Origin of the sequence: Yeosuana aromativorans (assembly GCF_014646655.1) — a bacterium.
In the GTDB taxonomy this organism is placed as follows: Bacteria; Bacteroidota; Bacteroidia; order Flavobacteriales; family Flavobacteriaceae; genus Yeosuana; species Yeosuana aromativorans.
In genome coordinates, this window is sequence record NZ_BMNR01000002.1 from 730489 (window position 1) to 750285 (window position 19797).

21 protein-coding genes are annotated in these 19797 nt (G+C 35.8%); 9 read left to right on the top strand and 12 right to left on the bottom strand.

The window, feature by feature from the left end; genetic code table 11:
• Positions 1–18: 18 nt before the first annotated feature.
• Both IEW94_RS06635 and IEW94_RS06640 read right to left on the bottom strand, forming a co-directional pair.
• Entirely contained in the window at positions 19–744 is a 726-nt protein-coding gene (locus IEW94_RS06635) for an energy transducer TonB (protein WP_188651226.1), read from the bottom strand.
• 154 nt (positions 745–898) lie between these two features.
• Complete coding sequence (locus IEW94_RS06640) at positions 899–3052, bottom strand: TonB-dependent receptor (protein WP_188651228.1); 2154 nt, start codon at positions 3050–3052, stop codon at positions 899–901.
• Between the two features lie 523 nt (positions 3053–3575).
• On the opposite strand from IEW94_RS06640, the gene IEW94_RS06645 reads away from it, so the two are divergent.
• Together IEW94_RS06645 and IEW94_RS06650 are read left to right on the top strand one after the other, a co-directional pair.
• A complete protein-coding gene (locus IEW94_RS06645) occupies positions 3576–4070 on the top strand; it encodes an RNA polymerase sigma factor (protein WP_188651230.1) in 495 nt (164 codons plus the stop codon).
• A gap of 4 nt (positions 4071–4074) precedes the next feature.
• Positions 4075–4710 carry a DUF8845 family protein gene (locus tag IEW94_RS06650; protein ID WP_188651231.1) on the top strand — a complete coding sequence of 212 codons (636 nt, stop codon included), beginning with the start codon at positions 4075–4077 and terminating at the stop codon, positions 4708–4710.
• Here the strand turns inward: IEW94_RS06650 and IEW94_RS06655 are convergent.
• Positions 4699–5295 (bottom strand): pseudouridine synthase, encoded by a 597-nt coding sequence (locus IEW94_RS06655; protein WP_188651233.1) that lies wholly within the window; start codon positions 5293–5295, stop codon positions 4699–4701. The genes IEW94_RS06650 and IEW94_RS06655 overlap by 12 nt on opposite strands.
• Positions 5282–7573, bottom strand: a complete 2292-nt coding sequence (locus tag IEW94_RS06660; protein WP_188651235.1) for a type IA DNA topoisomerase — start codon at positions 7571–7573, stop codon at positions 5282–5284. Before IEW94_RS06660 ends, IEW94_RS06655 begins: the two co-directional genes overlap by 14 nt.
• A 230-nt stretch (positions 7574–7803) precedes the next feature.
• On the opposite strand from IEW94_RS06660, the gene IEW94_RS06665 reads away from it, so the two are divergent.
• Positions 7804–8874, top strand: coding sequence for an ice-binding family protein (locus IEW94_RS06665; RefSeq protein ID WP_188651237.1), 1071 nt, complete (start codon positions 7804–7806; stop codon positions 8872–8874).
• Positions 8875–9027: 153 nt separating this feature from the next.
• Here the strand turns inward: IEW94_RS06665 and IEW94_RS06670 are convergent, their stop codons facing one another.
• The 3 genes from IEW94_RS06670 to IEW94_RS06680 are packed head-to-tail and all read right to left on the bottom strand — an operon-like array spanning position 9028 to position 10909.
• Complete coding sequence (locus IEW94_RS06670; protein ID WP_188651239.1) at positions 9028–9387, bottom strand: bleomycin resistance protein; 360 nt, start codon at positions 9385–9387, stop codon at positions 9028–9030.
• Positions 9388–9419: 32 nt separating this feature from the next.
• On the bottom strand, positions 9420–10217 hold the full coding sequence (locus tag IEW94_RS06675; RefSeq protein ID WP_188651241.1) for a lysophospholipid acyltransferase family protein: 798 nt from the start codon (positions 10215–10217) through the stop codon (positions 9420–9422).
• A 50-nt stretch (positions 10218–10267) separates the two neighbouring features.
• On the bottom strand, positions 10268–10909 hold the full coding sequence (locus IEW94_RS06680; RefSeq protein ID WP_188651243.1) for an NUDIX hydrolase: 642 nt from the start codon (positions 10907–10909) through the stop codon (positions 10268–10270).
• Between the two features lie 3 nt (positions 10910–10912).
• Between IEW94_RS06680 and IEW94_RS06685 the strand changes: the two genes are divergently transcribed.
• Positions 10913–11620 carry a peptidylprolyl isomerase gene (locus IEW94_RS06685; protein WP_188651245.1) on the top strand — a complete coding sequence of 236 codons (708 nt, stop codon included), beginning with the start codon at positions 10913–10915 and terminating at the stop codon, positions 11618–11620.
• On the opposite strand, the gene IEW94_RS06690 is transcribed toward IEW94_RS06685, so the two are convergent.
• Together IEW94_RS06690 and IEW94_RS06695 are read right to left on the bottom strand one after the other, a co-directional pair.
• Positions 11617–12222 (bottom strand): trimeric intracellular cation channel family protein, encoded by a 606-nt coding sequence (locus IEW94_RS06690; RefSeq protein WP_188651247.1) that lies wholly within the window; start codon positions 12220–12222, stop codon positions 11617–11619. The genes IEW94_RS06685 and IEW94_RS06690 overlap by 4 nt on opposite strands.
• Positions 12223–12335: 113 nt before the next feature.
• Positions 12336–12815 carry a Dps family protein gene (locus IEW94_RS06695; protein ID WP_188651249.1) on the bottom strand — a complete coding sequence of 160 codons (480 nt, stop codon included), beginning with the start codon at positions 12813–12815 and terminating at the stop codon, positions 12336–12338.
• Between the two features lie 105 nt (positions 12816–12920).
• Here IEW94_RS06695 and IEW94_RS06700 point away from each other — a divergent pair, with 105 nt between their 5' ends.
• Positions 12921–13859 (top strand): LysR family transcriptional regulator, encoded by a 939-nt coding sequence (locus IEW94_RS06700; protein WP_188651251.1) that lies wholly within the window; start codon positions 12921–12923, stop codon positions 13857–13859.
• Between the two features lie 50 nt (positions 13860–13909).
• Here the strand turns inward: IEW94_RS06700 and IEW94_RS06705 are convergent, their stop codons facing one another.
• The 3 genes from IEW94_RS06705 to IEW94_RS06715 all read right to left on the bottom strand — a co-directional run bounded on the left by IEW94_RS06705 (position 13910) and on the right by IEW94_RS06715 (position 16096).
• Positions 13910–14107, bottom strand: a complete 198-nt coding sequence (locus IEW94_RS06705; protein ID WP_188651253.1) for a hypothetical protein — start codon at positions 14105–14107, stop codon at positions 13910–13912.
• 134 nt (positions 14108–14241) lie between these two features.
• Positions 14242–15042, bottom strand: a complete 801-nt coding sequence (locus IEW94_RS06710; protein WP_188651255.1) for a TIGR00266 family protein — start codon at positions 15040–15042, stop codon at positions 14242–14244.
• Positions 15043–15640: 598 nt separating this feature from the next.
• The gene (locus IEW94_RS06715) at positions 15641–16096 is read right to left on the bottom strand and encodes a DUF4442 domain-containing protein (RefSeq protein ID WP_188651257.1); all 456 of its coding nucleotides are present in this window, start codon (positions 16094–16096) and stop codon (positions 15641–15643) included.
• Positions 16097–16240: 144 nt separating this feature from the next.
• On the opposite strand from IEW94_RS06715, the gene IEW94_RS06720 reads away from it, so the two are divergent.
• The 4 genes from IEW94_RS06720 (at position 16241) to IEW94_RS06735 (ending at position 19748) form a co-directional block, all read left to right on the top strand.
• Entirely contained in the window at positions 16241–16687 is a 447-nt protein-coding gene (locus tag IEW94_RS06720) for a DUF4870 domain-containing protein (RefSeq protein ID WP_188651259.1), read from the top strand.
• A gap of 80 nt (positions 16688–16767) precedes the next feature.
• Positions 16768–17112 (top strand): PadR family transcriptional regulator, encoded by a 345-nt coding sequence (locus IEW94_RS06725; RefSeq protein WP_188651261.1) that lies wholly within the window; start codon positions 16768–16770, stop codon positions 17110–17112.
• Positions 17105–18922: a PspC domain-containing protein gene (locus IEW94_RS06730; RefSeq protein WP_188651263.1), complete on the top strand. Its 1818-nt coding sequence runs from the start codon at positions 17105–17107 to the stop codon at positions 18920–18922. The genes IEW94_RS06725 and IEW94_RS06730 overlap by 8 nt, the downstream gene beginning before the upstream one ends.
• Before the next feature lie 100 nt (positions 18923–19022).
• Positions 19023–19748, top strand: a complete 726-nt coding sequence (locus IEW94_RS06735) for a head GIN domain-containing protein (RefSeq protein WP_188651265.1) — start codon at positions 19023–19025, stop codon at positions 19746–19748.
• The last annotated feature ends 49 nt before the right edge of the window (positions 19749–19797 follow it).

The following is a 19797-nucleotide window of genomic DNA, read 5'->3' on the forward strand; positions in this document are numbered from 1 at the left end:
ACAATTTATATAACTATTTTAACTAGCCATAAATTTAAAGACAATAGGAACACTATAAGGTACTTTTACGGCTTTACCCCGTTGTTTGCCTGGCGTCATTTTTGGCAACAAACTAATAATGCGTTCTGCTTCTTTTTCCAAGACTTTATCAGGACCTCTTGATCTGATATTGGTAACATATCCTTTTGAGTCAATCATAAAAATCACAAATACTTTTCCTTGTATTCCAAGGTCCAAAGCAGCATCTGGATAATTGAAATTCTTGGTGACATGCTCTTCCATTTTTTCTTGGAAACAAGCGCGCCTTTGACTTTTAGCTACATGCTCGCAACCTGGAAAAACAGGGATGTCCTCAATAACTGAAAACGGAACTTCAACATCCTCTTCCACATCCTCTACAGCAACATCAGCAACATCAACTGGTTCAGCAATTTTATCGTTTTGGTCTGTTTCAGTACTTTCTATTACGGTCTCCTCTATTTCAACAACATCTTCTACTACCTGTATAGATTCTTGTATGGCCACGGGTGGTGGCGGTGGTGGAGGTGTGTTGACATTTACTATGGGAATATCTTCCTCTATTTCGGCATCCATGCTCACGATATCTTGATTCACTTCAGATTTATCATAGGTTTTATATTCCAATAATTGCCAAGTAATAAATAGCATGATATTAAGTCCTATGGCAAAATAAAGACTGCTATTACGTCCGATTTCCATTTCTGGATTTTTCTTTGCTTCCATGACTAAAAACTATTGAGTTAATAGCATAAATTTAGACTAAAAAAAACCTAAAAAATATGATAAATGTCATGCGAAAACCCCTAATTTGAGAATATGATAATTAGCGGTTTTTAAAAATCTGATGAAATTATGATATACTCAAAAAACGATGTATTTATAAATTATCCAATTGATTGCTTTTCTTGTCTTCACTAATAGTCCAGAAAAAGCCGACAAAAAAGAACTGATCAGCAGCTGGCTGTAAAGTTCGTCTATCAAAATTACCATTCATGTTTGGCGTGTTGGCGTATTGATAACCGTTTATATTTTTGAACCCTAACACATTATTAACGGATGCATACAGTATTTTTTGAGGACTTATCAGGTATGCCCAATTGAGACTTAGGTTGTTGTATGATTTTGTCTTTTCGTTAAGAAATCCTGATGTGTTTGGGTTGGTGTAAGTCCTGCCAGAAGCAAAGGCATAGCTAAACCCAACCTGGCTTCTCCAATCATTAATCCAGTATTTACCAACCAAAGACAGGTTATGGGTATTGGCAAAATTGGGTTGTGCCTTACTTGGATAATTTCTATAATCCCGTTTGGTATCCAAAAACGAATAGCTAACCCAATAATCAATATTTTTTAGGCTTTTGCTATCTCTCCAAAAGAAATCAATCCCTTTTGCAAATCCGTAACCATCATTATTGAATGTACTATCAAAACTGGCGTAATCCGTATCATATTTCACTAAATTGTTGTAATCCTTAAAATAGGCTTCTGCCCTAAAAATCTTGCGATCTGCATTGTACTGATAGTTTAAAATATAATGTGATGTGTTTTGGGCCTTTAAATCTTGGTCAAACTTTAAAATATAACTGGATGGATTTTGATAAAAACGACCATAGGCTAATGACAGCTGACTTTTGTTGGAGGTTTTGTAAGCTACAGACAGTCTGGGAGCCAATGTAAATTCCTTAAACAAGGCACTATATTCAGAACGCATGCCCGTTTTAAATGCCAATTTTTTGGATAAGAATATATCTGCTTCCACAAATGCGGCTACTATATTGTCTTGATACCCATATTCTGTATTATTTGTTTGAAAATCAGAAAACCCTTCATTAAAATCTGACGCTAAATATTCAGCTCCAACATACAGTTTAAACCGATTGCTAAACCGCTTTTTAAATTTCAGTTTCGCATGGATATCATTTTCAGTATCATCTACAAGCATATCCGTGAAATTTAAGGTGTTATTGCCATGTGTATAGCTCAAGCCCCCAAACACGCTCCAAGTATCGCTTAAATCGCCTTGATATGAGCCGTTAAAATACAGGTTATTATTTTTCAATTTGAAATGCGATCCCTCAGGTTCGTTAATGTCTTCTTGTGTCAATTCAAAATTTGTGGCATCAAAAGCCGCATATAATTTTAATAGTCCGGAATCAAACTTTTTTCTAAATACGGATTCACCCGAAGCCGTTTCATACGGTTTTTTCCATTGGTTCCTGCTAGGGAAAATCTCGTTATAAGGTGCCAAATTGATATAGGATGCATTGACACTCAACGAACTGGTTTCCCATTTTTGGGTATTCCCTAGTGTTGCCCCTAAGCTCATGATACCGATATCTGTTTTGTCCTGATCGGGTTCATCAATAGTGTTTAACAACAGCACACTAGACAAAGCTTGACCAAATTCAGCCGAATAACCACCTGTTGAAAACGTAATGCCATCAAACAAAAAGGGCGAATAACGGCCACGTGTGGGTGTATTATTAGTGGTTGGCGTGTAGGGCGTGAACACCCGAATACCATCAATGAATATCTGGGTTTCCTCGGCCTCGCCACCACGGACAAACAAACGGCCATCCTCAGCAACTGTTGTGGTTCCGGGCAAAGTTTGCAAAGCACCAACAAAATCACCCAAGGCACTGGCAGTGGTTACCACATCCAAAGGTTTTAACACATTGACTTTGCTGTTATCTCCCGCTTGAAATGTTCCGGCAGACAATACAACAGCATCCAAGGCATTGACATCTTCGCGAAGTTTAATAGTGAGGTTTTTCATATAAGATACATCACCCACCATTGTAAATGTTTCAAATGAAATATATGACACTCGCAATGTTTGTGTACCCGTTTCTGATGTTTTAAAAGAAAACTGGCCATTCTCATCGGTTGTGCCACCATCATACGTTCCTTCTAAAAAAACATTGGCACCAACCAATGGTTCATTATTAGTGTTTAAAACTGTGCCATTGATAATCTGTTGCGCACTTAAATGTAAACTTGTTAAAATAAGAAAAATGATAATAGCTTTTTGCATGATTTGATTTTTTCTAATGTATTGATGGGACAAATTTGAGAAAGTAATGGGCTTATAAAAATTCTAAAGAACCCAACTGTAAAAAATACAGGATGAATTGAATATTTATATTGAAAGACCATCTAAAAGAATTGATTTAAATGCATTCCATTTCAAAAAAAATATTAAAAACAATACTTTAAAAACCATTTAAATCTGTTTGATTTATAAATTAAAGCCAACTGATTTTAACTATTAATTTTTTTATATATTCGCTTAAAACAAATTGAAAAAAGCATTTAGTTTTCATAAAATACCTGTCATAGATTTTAATTATACCTTATATTTATATAATTAATAATCAGTATTTTTAAAGGATTAACTAAATAAAAGGTTTAAACAAAAATATGATAACTAATTTTTATAACATATAGAAGTTTTCATTGAATAAAAATCAAATAATCCATTTCATTTGAATAAATAGTACCTCCTTTTGTAACGTTTTAAATCATTAAGCTACTTACCTATTAACCAACAAATCAATTTGGAAAAAGAACTAGAACATAGTTTTGTGGAATTGCTTGAAAAGCATCAAAATATTGTGCACAAGGTATGCCGTTTGTATACCAATAATTATGATGCCCATAATGATTTGTTTCAGGAAATAACCATTCAATTATGGAAGGCTTATCCTAAATTTAGAGGTGACGCCAAATTTAGTACATGGATGTACAGGGTGGGATTAAATACCGCTATTACACTTTTCAGAAAATCTAAACGGCGTATTAACACCCAAGATTTTGATGGTGTTGAATTCAGAATGAAAGCTGAAGATTATGATGATACTGAGGAGCAACAACTAAAAACATTGTACAAAGCTGTGCACGAATTAAATGATATTGAAAAGGCTCTTGTGTTTTTGTATTTAGAAGACAAAGATTACAAGGAAATAAGTGAAACATTGGGTATAAGTGAGGTTAATGCACGCGTGAAAATGAACCGGATAAAAACCAAGCTTAAAACCATACTAAATCCGTAACCTTATGGATGAATTAGAATTATTAAAGAAAGATTGGAATAAAAAGGACAGTGACTTTAAAAAACTGTCTTCCGCAGATCTTTATGCTATGTTGCAAAAAAAATCGTCTTCAATAGTCAAGACCCTATTTTATATAAGCATAGCGGAGCTTCTGTTTTGGATAGTCATAAACTCAATCCCCTATTTTTCATCAGATAGTTATCGGGAACGCCTTGAGGCTATTTACAACAACGAACACATCATCACAGCGCTTACCATTTTTAGCTACGCCGTGATCTTACTTTTTATTTATCTGCTTTTCAAATCCTATAAAGCCATATCGGTTACAGATAGCGCCAAGAAATTAATGGAAAGTATCTTAAACACACGAAAGGTCATTAAGTACTATGTTATTTACAACTTAATCATGGCCTTTGTATCCATGGTAGTGGGCATGTATTTAACCATTATACATGATCCTAAATTATCACATGTAATTGAAACCTTTAGCAACAAACAACTAATCGCTTTTATTGGAATCATAGCATTGGCCATTGTTGTATTTGTTGTTATAATCTGGCTGTTTTACAAGCTTCTTTACGGACTATTACTGAAACGTCTCAACCAAAATTACAAAGAGTTAAAAAAGTTAGAAGTTTAAATCAAAGGCATTTACTTCTATAACGTCTCCTGTGTTCATGCTGTCAAGATTGATGGCACCTACCCTAACCCTAACCAATCTTAGGGTTGGAAATCCAACTGCAGACGTCATCTTGCGTACTTGACGGAACTTGCCTTCATTGAGTGTTATGGATACCCAAGACGTTGGTCCGTGCCTGCTATCGCGGATTTTCTTAGAACGCTCTGGAAGACAAGGCTCTTTATCCAATTTAAAGACCCGGCAAGGCTTGGTCATGTATTTTTTCCCTTCAAAACCAATTTCAACACCTGTTTTGAGTGTTGCAATGGCATCTTCTGTGATATCACCGTTTACCTGTGCATAATATTCCTTGTCCACTTTTTGACTATTGACAAAATCACTCATTTTGCCATCGGTTGTGATGAGCAATAAACCTTCCGATTTTTCATCCAGCCTTCCAATAGCCATGGAGCCTTCCGGAAAATCATATAAATCCCCTAAAAAACGCTTCTTGTGCTGTTGCTTGGAATTACTGTAAAACTGACTCAAATACCCATACGGTTTATAGATAATAAAATGCCTATGTGCTTGCTCAAATACTTCCATTTAAGATAGAATAGACCAATTCCTTGGTGGGTTTTTGTCCATTAATTTTTTCTCTAACACCTTCAAAAGACATTCTAAAATCACAGCCCGTTTTATACTTGCTGCAACCATAGGCGGTTTTTCCTTTTATCACGGAGCCTTTTTTACATTTTGGACATAACAATTCGTTTTGTTTCGCTTTCGCGGAATTCGTCTTAGGCTCAAATTTAAGCTTGAAATTTTCATCAAATCTTAGCAAGCCTTCCGTTTCACCCTGTTCCGTTTTAAACCCTTTTAAATTAACGGTGGATCCTTTTTGAAGCAATCTTAGATACTGCTTCTCAGATATCTTTTTCCCATGAAAGCTGAACGGTAGTATTAAATCACAACCTGATTGATACCTACTACATCCAAAAGCCGATTTTCCTTTTATAAGCTGTCCTTCTTTACATTTAGGGCAAATAGCAGAACCCAGTCCTTTGGTCTTTTTGGACTTGGATTTGGTTTCTTTTTGTTTCACTTCTGAAGCATAAGAAATATTGGCGCGTTTGGTTTCACTTCGCACCTCATAGACCAATTCTTCAATCATACACTTCATATTGGAAATGAATTGTTGAACACTGTATTCCCCTTTTTCAATGTCTTTTAATTGCTTTTCCCAGGTACCGGTCAATTCTGCCGATTTGAGCAACTCATTCTGAATGGTGTCAATCAACTGAATCCCTGCCGAAGTTGGCAATATTTGTTTTTTGTTGCGTATGATGTACTTGCGTTTGAACAGTGTTTCAATAATATTGGCACGTGTTGATGGACGGCCAATGCCATTTTCTTTCATTAAATCCCGTAATTCATCATCATCCACCTGTTTGCCCGCTGTTTCCATGGCGCGCAACAATGACGCTTCTGTAAATTGATTGGGCGGTTTGGTTTCCTTTTCCAAAAACGAGGGTTCATGTGGTCCTTTTTCGCCTTTCACAAATGCCGGCAAGATATCTGGTTCTTTTTCTTTTGCATTGGCAGTTTCAAAAACAATACGCCATCCTTTTTTAAGGATTTCCTTACCGGTAGTTTTAAAGGTTACATCTGCTGCTTTACCAATAACGGTAGTATTTGACACTGAACAATCCTCATAAAAAACAGCAATAAAACGTCTTACTATGATGTCATAGACCTGCTGCTGATTGTATTGCAATCTTGTCTCAATACCCGTTGGAATGATAGCATGGTGATCAGTGACTTTTTTATCGTTGAATACTTTAGGGGATTTCTTTAGCTTCTTGCCTAAAAGCGGCTGTGTTAAGTTGGAATAATTGGTTAGCTTTTGCAATATTCCCTGAACTTTGGGATAGATATCACTCGGCAAAAACGTGGTGTCAACCCTTGGATACGTCACCACTTTTTGCTCGTACAAGGTCTGAACGATTTTAAGTGTATCATCGGCTGAAAACCCAAACTTATTATTGCAATACACTTGCAAACCCGTTAAATCAAACAGTTTTGGCGCGTATTCATTACCTTTCTTTTTATCAATGAAAACAATTTCAAAATCACTTTCCTTGACTTTATTTGCCAACAACTCACCATCCGCTTTGTTTAAAAAACGACCTTCCTCATAACTGAACAATGTATCACGATACAAGGTTTGCAATTCCCAATATGGTTGTGGTTTGAAGTTTTCAATTTCTTTAAACCGATTCACTACCATGGCCAAAGTAGGCGTTTGTACACGCCCAACCGACAACACTTGCTTATAGCCTCCGTGTTTCACCGTATATAAACGGGTTGCGTTCATCCCCAGCAACCAATCGCCAATTGCCCTTGAAAAACCCGCATAATATAAATTATCGTAGTTTGAGGATGGCTTCAGATTGTCAAATCCTTCTTTAATGGCCTCGGTAGTCAGTGATGAAATCCATAACCGTTTTACGTCACCTTTATAATTGGCCTCATTCATGACCCAACGCTGAATCAATTCTCCTTCTTGACCGGCATCACCACAATTTATAACAACCTCAGCTTTATCAAAGAGACTTTTTACAATCTTGAATTGTTTTTGTATTCCGGAATTTGAAACCACTTTGGTCTCAAATTTTTCAGGTAGCATGGGCAGATTGTTTAAATCCCAACTTTTCCAATGTGGTTTATAATCGTTTGGTTCTTTTAAGGTGCACAAATGCCCAAAAGTATAGGTAACCGCATAGCCGTTGCCTTCATAATAGCCATCACGCTTGGTGTTGGCCCCTAATACAGAAGCAATTTCTCGGGCAACACTGGGTTTTTCAGCAATGCATACTTTCACTTAACTCTTGTTTAATTGGGGTGCAAATTAGGAATTTAGAAAATGGTTTTAAAAAGGAATTGTTAGGAGTTATTAACGAGTTTGAATTAGTTTAAGAAGCTATAATTTATTAGCTAAGTTATAAGTTATGTGAATCATGTAATTCATTCAATAGATTATGTAAACCCTCCTGTAGCAAAGAGCCTACCTTTGAAACGTGAAATATTTCACACATAAAAAATACAAAAAACATGAAAATCAAAAACATTTTAACTTCCATAGTAGTAGTTTCGGTTATCTTATTCACTGGTTGTGACAAGAATGATGATACTGACACACCTCTTTCCTTTGTTAACGAAACCTTGCCGGCAAATAATACTGCAGGCGTTTCTCGTAATGCAGTCATTACAGCAACATTCAGCGAGGCTATGGATGCCTCAACAATAAACACTTCCAGTTTTATGGTAAAACAGGGAACTACTGAAGTTTTGGGTTCAGTCAACTATTCTGGAGATACGGCAACCTTTTCACCAACAGAAAACTTATCTGCAGGTAAAATTTATACGGCCACTATAACAAAAGCTGCAAAGGACCTTTCGGGACATTCAATAGAATCTGAGATGGTTTGGACTTTTACAACTGGCGGCACTTTAACCACTCTTAATTCAGTAAGTCTTGGTGCATCAGCTAATTATGTCATTTTGGCTAAAACAGCGGTTAACAATTCCGGAACTTCAATCATTACTGGTGATTTAGGATTAAGCCCAGCTGCAACTTCATATATCACTGGATTAGCATTAACTGATGCTACTGGTTATGCAACATCAGCGCAAATAACAGGAAAAGCATTTGCTGCTGATATGGCGGACCCAACTCCAATTAATTTAACCACAGCAGTTGAAAACATGATTACAGCATATAATGATGCTGCTGGCCGTCCTTCTCCTGATTTTGTTGAATTAGCAACAGGAAACATTGGCGGAAAAATACTTACACCTGGTCTTTATAAATGGACTAATTCTGTGACCATACCTTCTTCTATTACCATTTCTGGTACAGCAAACGATGTTTGGATATTCCAGATTTCTGGTGACCTAAACATGAGCGCAGGTATTAACATGACTTTAGCAGGAGGTGCTCAAGCTAAAAATATTTTCTGGCAAGTAGCTGGTGAAGCAACTTTTGGAACAACCTCACATTTTGAAGGTATTTTACTTTCAATGACAGGAATCACTTTTCAAACTGGTGCAACCATGAATGGAAGAGCCCTTGCACAAACTGCAGTTGTTCTTGATGGAACTTCAGTTACAAAACCTCAATAATACTATCAAATAAAATTATATTTAAAGAGATGACCTGAAAAGGTCATCTTTTTTTTGTGGTTTGAATTATGGCTTCCTTTTATAATAGTAGCTAAAACCCAATTTTCGAAAAGACTTATGTGAGAAATTTTAATCAGTTATAGAAATCATAAACTAAAAAAAGCTTTGTCCAAAAGTCAGTAAATTATGGTCGGGATCAAGAATTGAGAATTCCTTTTGCCCCCAGGGCTTTATTTCCAGAGGCCCATTTGGATGAATCTCAACCGTATTGTTGACTAATTCCTGATATAATTTGTCTATATCATGGGTTCTTATATAAACCATTCCGTAGTTATCATTTGGGTTGAGCTCTTTAAATTCAAAAAAGTGAATTTGAACAGCATCTCTCTCAACCATCAAATACCCATCATAATCGACGTTTCCAAACTCTTTAAAACCTAATTTGTTAAGATAAAAATCCCTGGTAATCGCCTTATTGCGCATGGGTATTTTAGGGTGTATGTCCGTCAACATATAATTTTTGATTTAATTAGCCCACAGCCATGTTACCACTCGCGTAGTTTGTTCAATTCCTCTAAAGCAGCTAATTCTTCTTCTGAGACTACCTTTAAAAAAGAAGGGTGTTGCTCAATGGCATATTCTATTTTTGATACAATTTCTTCGGTGGTTTCGTTATCGTAATCAATATCCAAAGGTTCTTTAATCTCCATAGACTGTAAGATATTTTTCTTTTTTACGCGAAGACCTTTTTTATCAAACGATCTCCTAAAACCATCAATAACAATTGGAACCACAACTGGTTTATACCGCTTTATAATATGTGCAGTTCCTTTTCTAATGGGCTTAAAGGGCGTAGTAGTTCCCTGCGGAAAGGTAATGACCCAACCATCATCAAGCGCTTTTCCGATGTTTGAGATGTCACTCATTTTGACTTGCCTGTTGACCTCTTTCCCTTCAGCTCGCCAAGTACGCTCAATACTAATGGAGCCAACATAGGCAAGTATTTTTGGTAGCAAACCTGCCCGCATGGTCTCTTTGGCAGCCACATAATACATATTCAGTTTTGGGTTCCAGAGGTAGCCAACATTTTTAATGGAATCTACTCGTCCACTCAAACTGGCGTTAAATACATGGAACATGGCCACTACATCGGCAAAATAAGTTTGGTGGTTTGAAATAAACAATACATTGGTGTCGGGAAGGTTTTTTATGATGTCAGAACCCTCTATCTGTAATTCATTGAAGCCCCTAAAACGCCTATGGGTCATGACTCCTAAAATTCTAATCAACCATTTTTTTAAAAATAGGATATGCCCAAAAGGATTTCGTTTAAACAACGCCATATATCGCTCTACAATTTAGTTAGTTGTTACAAATGTAGTAAAACTAAAAATTACAACAGTTGTTTTAACAAGTCTTTAATCTCACTTAAAATCATGGCGGTTGCTCCCCAAACCACGTTATCATTCAATTTAAATGCAGGCACTTCAACATCAAGCTTATAGGAAGTAGACACTCTTTTTAAAGTTACTGCTTCCTCATCAAAAAAATGCTGCAAAGGCACTTCAATAATAGCTTCTACCTCATCCTCTTGTTTTGTGAATGTGGGTGTGGTCCTTGAAACGCCAATAAACGGTTGCACATAAAAATTGCTTGGTGGAATATAAACCTCCGTTAATTGACGCCGAACCTCAACCTGATTAATTGGCACGCCTATTTCCTCATAGGTTTCCCTTAAAGCTGCTGCCTCCAATGATTGGTCTTGTTTTTCGATTTTGCCTCCCGGGAACCCAACCTGACCAGAATGAACGCCTTTATAGGTTTTTCTTAATATAAGAACCAATGTTGTTTGGTGTTGTGAATTTGGATAAAACAAAGCCAAAACCCCTGCTTTTTTGGCATGTTTAATGGCTTCTTTTTGTTGCCTTAACAATTCCATCCGAAAGGGTGGCGACATTTTAAACTGTGATGGTTCGGCTGGAAGCGGTATATTTTCTATTTTTGAAATCGATACTAAAAATTTATCAAAATTCATTTTATGAGACTTATTTGGCTAATGTGTATCTGCATATTATTTCTAAATTGTGAAGATACACATTCTAAAAAGAAAAAAAAGACAGTAACCAAGCAAACAACCAAGGAACAAACAACGCCTGAAAAAGATAGCATAAGTGACGATACAAAAACATATCCTGTTTTGGACGGTCTACAAAATGCTATGGAATTCTTTTTGGAATACGACAAACACCATAAAGAAAACAAAGTACGTCTTACTACAGATTTTGGAACCATAGATATATTGTTGTTCAACGAAACCAAATTCCACAGAGCCAATTTTATCTATTTAACTAAACGCGGCTATTTTAATGGCACGCAATTTTATAGGGTTATTAATAATTTCATAATACAAGGCGGAAACAGTGACGATAAAAAAACAGCCAAAAAACGAGCCAGTATAGGCAAGTATTTGTTACCGACCGATACCAACCGAGGATACACACATGAACGTGGCGTGCTTTCAATGCCAAGTGGCGAAATTGACAATCCGTATAAATTAGCCTCTCCCTTTGAGTTTTTTATTGTACAGCAACATGGTGGCGCCCATTTTCTGGATGGTGATTATACCGTTTTTGGAAAAGTAATTGACGGTATGGATGTCGTGGATAAAATAGCTGCTGTTAAAACCGATGAGGCCGATTGGCCTTTACATAATGTGTATATTAGAAAGGCTGAAATCATTAATTAAGTTTTATTATAAATGGTTGGCAGACCAATTTTGAATTTTACGGCCAACAAACGAACCGTTATAACCACAATTCCTGACAATACAAAAACCAAATTGCTATCCATAGGAAGTTTTCTCAACAAAAAGTAGGTCATTCCGCCCAAAATACAGGCAGTAGCATAAATTTCCTTTCTAAATATAACAGGGATTTCGTTGCATAAAATATCCCGTAAAACACCCCCAAAAGAGGCGGTCATAGTGCCTAGAGCAATACAGATTATTGGATGAAGTCCAGCATACACGCCTTTCTCTATTCCCACTAAGGTATATAGACCAATTCCAATAGTATCAAACAAAAAAAGTGAGGTTCTTAAATAATTGATATAACTTCTAAATACAATCGCTAAGACAGATGAGAGTAAAATAACGTAGGTATAAGTTATATCTTGCATCCAACTTACGGGCGTTTGGCCTATAAGAACATCGCGTAATGTTCCGCCTCCAACTGCTGTTACAAAAGCAATTATAAGAATACCAAACAAATCCATTTTTTTGTTAATGGCTATAAGTACTCCTGAGATTGCAAATGCTATGGTGCCTAGTATATCTAAGATGTAAAACATCTTCAAAAATAATCAAATTATAAAACGAACCACTTAACTTGATTAAAATGATTCGTTTTATAATTTGACTAGCAGCGTATGCTATTTATAGTTATGTAAATGACGCTGGAATTTTACACCGTTTCATTTAACCAAGCTTTCAACATCCAGACAGTCTTTTCCTGTTCGGTAATAAAGTCACTCATCATGGAGTTGGTTCCCTCGTCATTGGCTTCATTAGATTTATCAAGGATTTTTCGTTCAATTTTAAGCAATTCTGTTAATGAATCTACAATTAACCGAACAGCCAATTCATCTTGCGACACATTTTTCCCGACAGGAACTTTTGAAGCTGCCGTATAATCTTCAAACGTATGCAGAGGTGTTACGCCCAAGGTTAGAATACGTTCAGCAACCATGTCCACTTTTAAATTGGCATCGGTATACAATTCTTCAAACTTGATGTGCAAATCAAAAAATCGTTTCCCCTTAATGTTCCAATGAACACCTCTTAAATTTTGATAATATGTTTGGAAGTTTGCCAATAATACATTTAAATCATTCGCAATGTCATTTGTTTTTGTTGGATCTAATCCTAAACTATTGTATTTCATTAATTATTATTTTTTTGGTTCACCAACAATTTAATTTATAATTAACAGCATACCTAATAAGTTTTATTGATACTTTTTATATTTTTATAATCTAAACCAATACTAATGACCATAACACAATTAATTTATGTTTTAGCGGTTGCGGAGCACCAAAACTTCACCAAAGCAGCTGAGAAATGTTTTGTGACGCAGCCTACTTTAAGTATGCAAATTCAAAAATTGGAAGACCAACTGGATGTTCAAATTTTTGACCGTACTAAAAAGCCTATTGAGCTAACCGATGTTGGCCGAAAAATAGTTAGCCAAGCCAAAAATATTGTTAATGAATCCTATAGAATCCAGGACATTGTAGATCAACAAAAAGGGTTTATTGGGGGTGAATTCAAATTGGGTATCATACCCACCATTATGCCCACATTATTGCCCATGTTTTTAAAAACATTCATAAAAAAACATCCAAAAGTAAAACTTAAAATAGAAGAGCTGACTACGGAAGAAATCATTTCTAAGATTACTGACGGACATTTAGATGCCGCCATAGTGGCAACACCTTTGGAACAAGAAAACATCAAGGAGCGAGTTTTGTATTATGAGCCGTTTGTTAGTTATATTCCAAAAGGGCACAGATTGCACCACAATAAGAAAATTGGCGTGACGGATTTAGATCTTAACGATATGCTCCTTTTGGAAGACGGACATTGTTTTAGGGATGGCGTTATAAACCTTTGCAAGGCTTTTAAAGACAATACAAATGATAAATTTCAAATAGAAAGTGGTAGTATAGAAACCCTTGTTAAATTATCAAATGAAGGCTTGGGCATGACATTGCTTCCTTACTTACACACGCTTGATATTAAGGATAGCGAAAAAGACAACTTACATTATTTTAATGACCCCAGCCCAGCTAGGGAAGTCAGTATCATATACCATAAAAGTGAATTGAAAATGCAAATCATTGACGCATTACACAATGTTATATCTGGTATTATACGAGGTGCCATTGCATTCCAAAATGTTGAGATAATCAGCCCTCTTCCCAAATAATTCAGGAGCCAAAACAAGAAAAAAGAGCGACTAAATAGTCGCTCTTGTCGTTATGGTTTTAAATAAATTAAACATTGGTTTAATTCTGGGTTCTGCTGTACTAGAGAATGAATAAAAATCTTAAGCTCTTCAATCTCATAAGGCAACAATCTTTGTACGGCCTTTTGTACTTCCTTGCAGAACAACACAGCATCAAAACTAACCTTTTTAAGAACAGTTTTGGTGTACTCTAACATCGCTCTTGCCATAGTTTATTTAAAGGTTTTGGTTTGAATAAAAATTGGTAAAAGTAATTTTGGTCAATAAGCAAGGATTTAAATTATTACTCAATAAAAATAACAAAAAAATAAATAGGTCTTATGAATTTAAACATAAATTAACACTAAAACTTATTATCACCATCCAGCAAATCTCCCAATCCCCCTAAAATACTGCCTTCTCCTTTTTGTTTTCCGCCGCCTTGAGGAGCCGAAGCCAAAACACGACCTGCCAATCTGCTAAAAGGCAATGATTGTATGTAAACCGTTCCAGGGCCTTGTAATTTAGCGAAAAACAAGCCTTCACCTCCAAAGATGGTGTTTTTTATGCCTCCTATAAATTCTATGTCGTAATCAACAGTTTGTGTAAACCCAACAATACAACCTGTATCAACCCGCAAGGTTTCACCAACTTGAAGAACTTTTTTAGCCATGGTACCGCCTGCATGAACAAAGGCCATGCCATCACCTTCCAGTTTTTGCATAATAAAGCCTTCGCCTCCAAAAAGGCCCCGGCCTAGGCGCTTACTAAACTCTATCCCAATGCTCACTCCTTTTGCCGCACACAAAAAAGCATCTTTTTGGCAAATAAATTTACCACCAAACTCGGTTAAATCTATCGGTATTATTTTTCCAGGGTATGGTGAGGCAAAAGACACCTTCCGTTTACCTGACAGATTGTTATAAAAAGCGGTCATAAATAAACTCTCGCCTGTAAGAATACGTTTTCCTGCGCCAAGAATAGAGCCCAAAAAACCTTGATTTTTATTGGAACCATCACCAAATATGGTTTCCATTTTAATACCATTATCCATCATCATAAAACTGCCCGCTTCGGCCACAACGCCTTCTTGCAGATCCAGTTCTATTTCCACATACTGCATTTCCTCTCCATACAGTTTGTAATCAATCTCGTGTGCGTTCATATATATTGTTGATTTGTTAATACGTTGATGTTTATTTGTTGTTGATTATGATGAAACGTTACATCCTTTATTCAAAAAAACTTTAGTCCTTTGTTTACTTTAATTGAATGGTTTGAAAATAATGGCCTATTACGACCTACATTTCCACTTGTTAATAAAATCGAAACGGACAACAAACCTTGAATTCACAATTAATCCAGCTATTTTTTTCGTATTATTAGTGATTGGTTTTATCCTTATGCCTTTGCTTGTCTGCTTGCCAAGTAACCAATAAATGAATATACAGCAAATATGATTAATAGATTAAACACAAAGTTAATAAGTGTGTCACTGACCGAATGAGATCTGCTGTCAATGTCCATAAAATCGTAAACCGCATAAGCTAATCCGCAAAACAGGATTAACCATCCGATTATAGATTTCGGAATAAAGAATATTCCAATTTGTTTAAACCAAGGTAAATTCATTTCATTTTTATTTAAAGTGAGTAACTTCTGCTTTTATCAAATTAGTTAATATCGCTTCAAAGTTTTCGCCTTCATAACTATTGACGCGAAAATATTGACTTAGTTGCAGTTTTTTTTACACTTGCTTTTAATTACCCTCTAACTTTAATGGTCCATTCAAAATTAAACGTTGAAACGGGTATGCCTTCTGAGTTTTCTCCTACAGACTGCATCCAAATGGTCTGCCCTTCTCTTGTTTCAATTGCTTTTAAAATAGCCGCATCTAACTTAGCACCTTCACTGCAGGTAAATGTAATGACTCCAGTAGCCTTTTTGGTAAAAGTTGCATTGTTATTGGCGACCAACATGGCTATGTTTTTACCACTCTCCTTTATTTTTGACATGACCAAAGCACCCGTTGTCAGTTCGGCCGCCATACCCTGAACCGCCCAAAACAATGATTTAAAAGGATTTTGATTAATCCATCTATGCTTGACTGTTACTGTACAAGAAGCATTATCAATGGTCTTAACCCTAATCCCCATTAAAAAAACAGATGGCAGGTTAAATAAGTTAAAGGTATTTATTTTACTAGGCGTCAACTTCATGAACAATTTAATTTCATCAAAAATATCGAAAATAGTTGATATTTTAATTTGTTAAATTTTTGTTAAAATTCAGTACTATGTGTTACATAATACCTTTTTTTAGACATATATTTGTATAGGATATTATTATATACTTTTAAAATCATGTTAGACAGTCATCAAAAAAACATCGCAACGTTTATTCATTTATCCACTTTTAGTAGGTTTATTATTCCGTTAGGAAATTTTATTGGGCCCATTATTCTTTGGGTAAGTAATAAGGACAAATCTGAATTTATAGATGCCCATGGCAAACAGGCCATTAATTTTCAAATCAGCATCTTGTTGTATGCCATTATTTTGGGAACCATCAGCATTCCATTTTTCATCTTTAATATATTCAATGGATTTGATTTTATTGATTTTCATGGGTTGCACGATTTCCATATCAATATAGGCAAACCATCTCCTCTACTGTACATTGGTGGGGCTTTAGGAGGTTTAGCAATAGTCGGTTTTATTTTAGAACTTGTTTTTATCATAAAAGCCAGCTTAAAAGCTCGGGATGGCGAATTATACCAATATCCATTGACCATTAATTTCATCAAATAATCAACATATGCTGAACTTGTTTCAGTATCATAAATCAATCAAAAAATGAACAGTTTCACAATATTTAAACGCTTTAGAACATGAAGATAGAAAACACAAAAGCACAAATGCGTAAAGGTGTATTGGAATACTGCATACTCTCAGTCTTAAAAGATGACGATGCGTATGTGGCTGAAATTTTAGACACCTTAAAAGACGCCAAACTGCTTGTTGTAGAAGGAACCATTTATCCACTACTTACAAGACTTAAAAACGCGGGCCTTCTTAATTACCGATGGGAAGAATCCACATCTGGGCCACCACGAAAATATTACGGTTTAACAGAAACCGGAAAATTATTTTTAAAAGAATTAAACACCACTTGGAGCGAATTACAAAACGCCGTTAACCTAGTAACCAGAAAAAAATCAAACAAAAATGAATAAAACAGTCAACATAAATTTAGCCGGTATATTTTTTCATATTGATGAGGATGCATACCAAAAGTTACAACGCTATCTTGAGGCTATAAAACGTTCATTTACCGACTCTCAAGGCCGTTCTGAAATCATTTCAGACATTGAAGCGCGTATTGCAGAACTTTTTAGTGAGCGCGTTAAGCACGACAAACAAGTAATTGGCGCTAAAGAAGTGGATGAAGTCATATCCATTATGGGACAACCAGAAGATTATTTGGTTGATGATGAGATTTTTGAAGATGAACCTCAACCAGCCCAAAAACGAAAATCCTCGCCATCAAAAAAACTGTTTAGGGACACTGACAACTCCTATATAGGTGGTGTTGCCTCTGGACTGGGACATTACTTGGGCATTGATGCCGTTTGGATTCGTTTAATCTGGTTGTTATTGGCCATTGGATCTGGAGGAACATTCATATTTATTTACATTCTATTCTGGGTATTGGTTCCCGAAGCTGTAACAACGGCTGACAAGCTTACCATGACCGGTGAGCCTGTCAACATCAGTAACATTGAAAAAAAAATCAAGGACGGATTTGACAGTGTTTCAGAAACCGTATCAGATGTGGCAAAAAACGTAAGCGACTCCGTTTCAGGAGCTGCCAAAAACGTATCAAACGCTGCTAAAAAAGTAGATATCAAAAAACAAGGAAACAACATCAAATCCAGTTCAAGAACATTTTTTGATGCCATTGGAGACATTATCATGTTCTTTTTTACTGTGTTTGCAAAATTTGTTGGCATCCTTTTAATGATTGTTGGCGCATCTGCTTTAATTGCATTAATTATAGGTTTGTTTTCATTGGGAGTTACCAATTTTATTCACATTCCAGGCTTAGATTTAGTAGATGTTGTTAATGCTGGAAACACCCCTATTTGGTTGGTGTCTTTATTAGCCTTTTTCTCAATAGGTATTCCGTTCTTTTTCCTATTCTATTTAGGTCTAAAGATATTGGTCAACAACTTAAAGTCAATTGGTAATATTGCTAAGTTCACCTTATTGGGAATATGGATATTATCCATCATAGGATTGATTATTGTAGGTGTTAGGCAAGCCAGTGAGCACGCATTTAATGAGCGTGTTGTTGAAAAACAAGAATTTTATATTGCTCCTGCCGATACGCTGAAAATAAAAATGGCGCATACCGATTCATTCGGAAATTCTTATCGCAATCATAACAGTTTCAAGTTTGCTCGAAACGAAAACGGCGATAGGATTATTTATTCATCCGATATAGAGATTGTTGTTAAGTCAACCACCGATTCTTTAGCCACTTTAAGCATAGAGAAATATGCGGATGGCAGAGATTATGAAAAAGCCATAGAGCGTGCCAAAAACATCAGTTATAATTATAGCATCAACGGAAATGAAGTTTCACTTGACGATTACTTAACCACAGAGGCAAAAAATAAATTCAGTGATCAGGAAGTGGATATTATTTTGTATTTACCCGAAGGTATAATCGCCAATTTTAGCAACAATACTAAATCCTTTTTAAATTACAGAACCTACGACGGAAACATTGTCTCTACAAAACACGCCAATCATTATGTTAAAATCAAACAAGATGAAGTGGAATGTTTGGACTGCCCAACAGAAATTGATGTGGATATTCACAATGACAACAATGGTATTAAAATAAATGATGAAGGCATAGAAGTAAAAGTAGACAGCAGTAGTTTAAAAATAAACCGAAACGGTGTGAAAGCTGGCAGCCCAGAAGTTAAAGTGAATATTGACAAAAATGGTATTCAGGTAAAATCAGATAATACATAACATAACAATTCATCAATTATAATCAACAACTCAGATATTTAGTTTAGTCTAGGATAAGAAGAAACCAGATATTTGAACCATCAATCAAAAAACGAACATTATGACAACACTAACAAAAATCATCGCAACCACCTTATTAAGCTTCTTGCTATTCTCCTGCAATTTCGATTTTAATATAACCGGCGTTCAAGGAAACGGCAATGTACAATCGGAGAATCGAACTTTAAACGAGCCATTCAATGCCATCAAAGCAAGCCATGGACTTGATGTGTATTTAACACAAGGTGACGAAGAAAGCATCGTGATTGAAGCCGATGAAAACTTACACCAACTTATTAAAACGGAGGTTAAGGATAATACCTTACACATATATGCTGAAAAAAATATAGGTCATGCCTCATCAAAAAAAATAATGGTAAGCTTCAAGGATATTTCAGCCATATCATCATCTAGTGGTAGTGACGTGGTTTCAACAAACACCATTTCAAGCGACCGTTTAGAATTAAACACGTCAAGTGGGAGCGATATGATTTTAAAAGTCAACACAACTGAATTAGATTGCAATTCCAGTAGTGGAAGTGATTTAAAATTGTCTGGAACCACACAAAAACTTATTGCCGATGCGTCAAGCGGAAGTGATATTAAAGCAGGTGAGCTAAAAGCAGAATCAAGCCAAGTTAAAGCTTCCAGTGGAGCCGATATTACGGTAAACACTGTCAAGGAATTAACGGCCAGCGCCTCTAGTGGTGGTGATATTACCTACTATGGAAATCCTGAGGTTGTTAATAGAAATGACAGCCCTTCAGGCAGCATAAGAAAACAATAATCAACTTACTACCAACCATAAAAAGGCCGAAGCAATGCTTCGGCCTTTT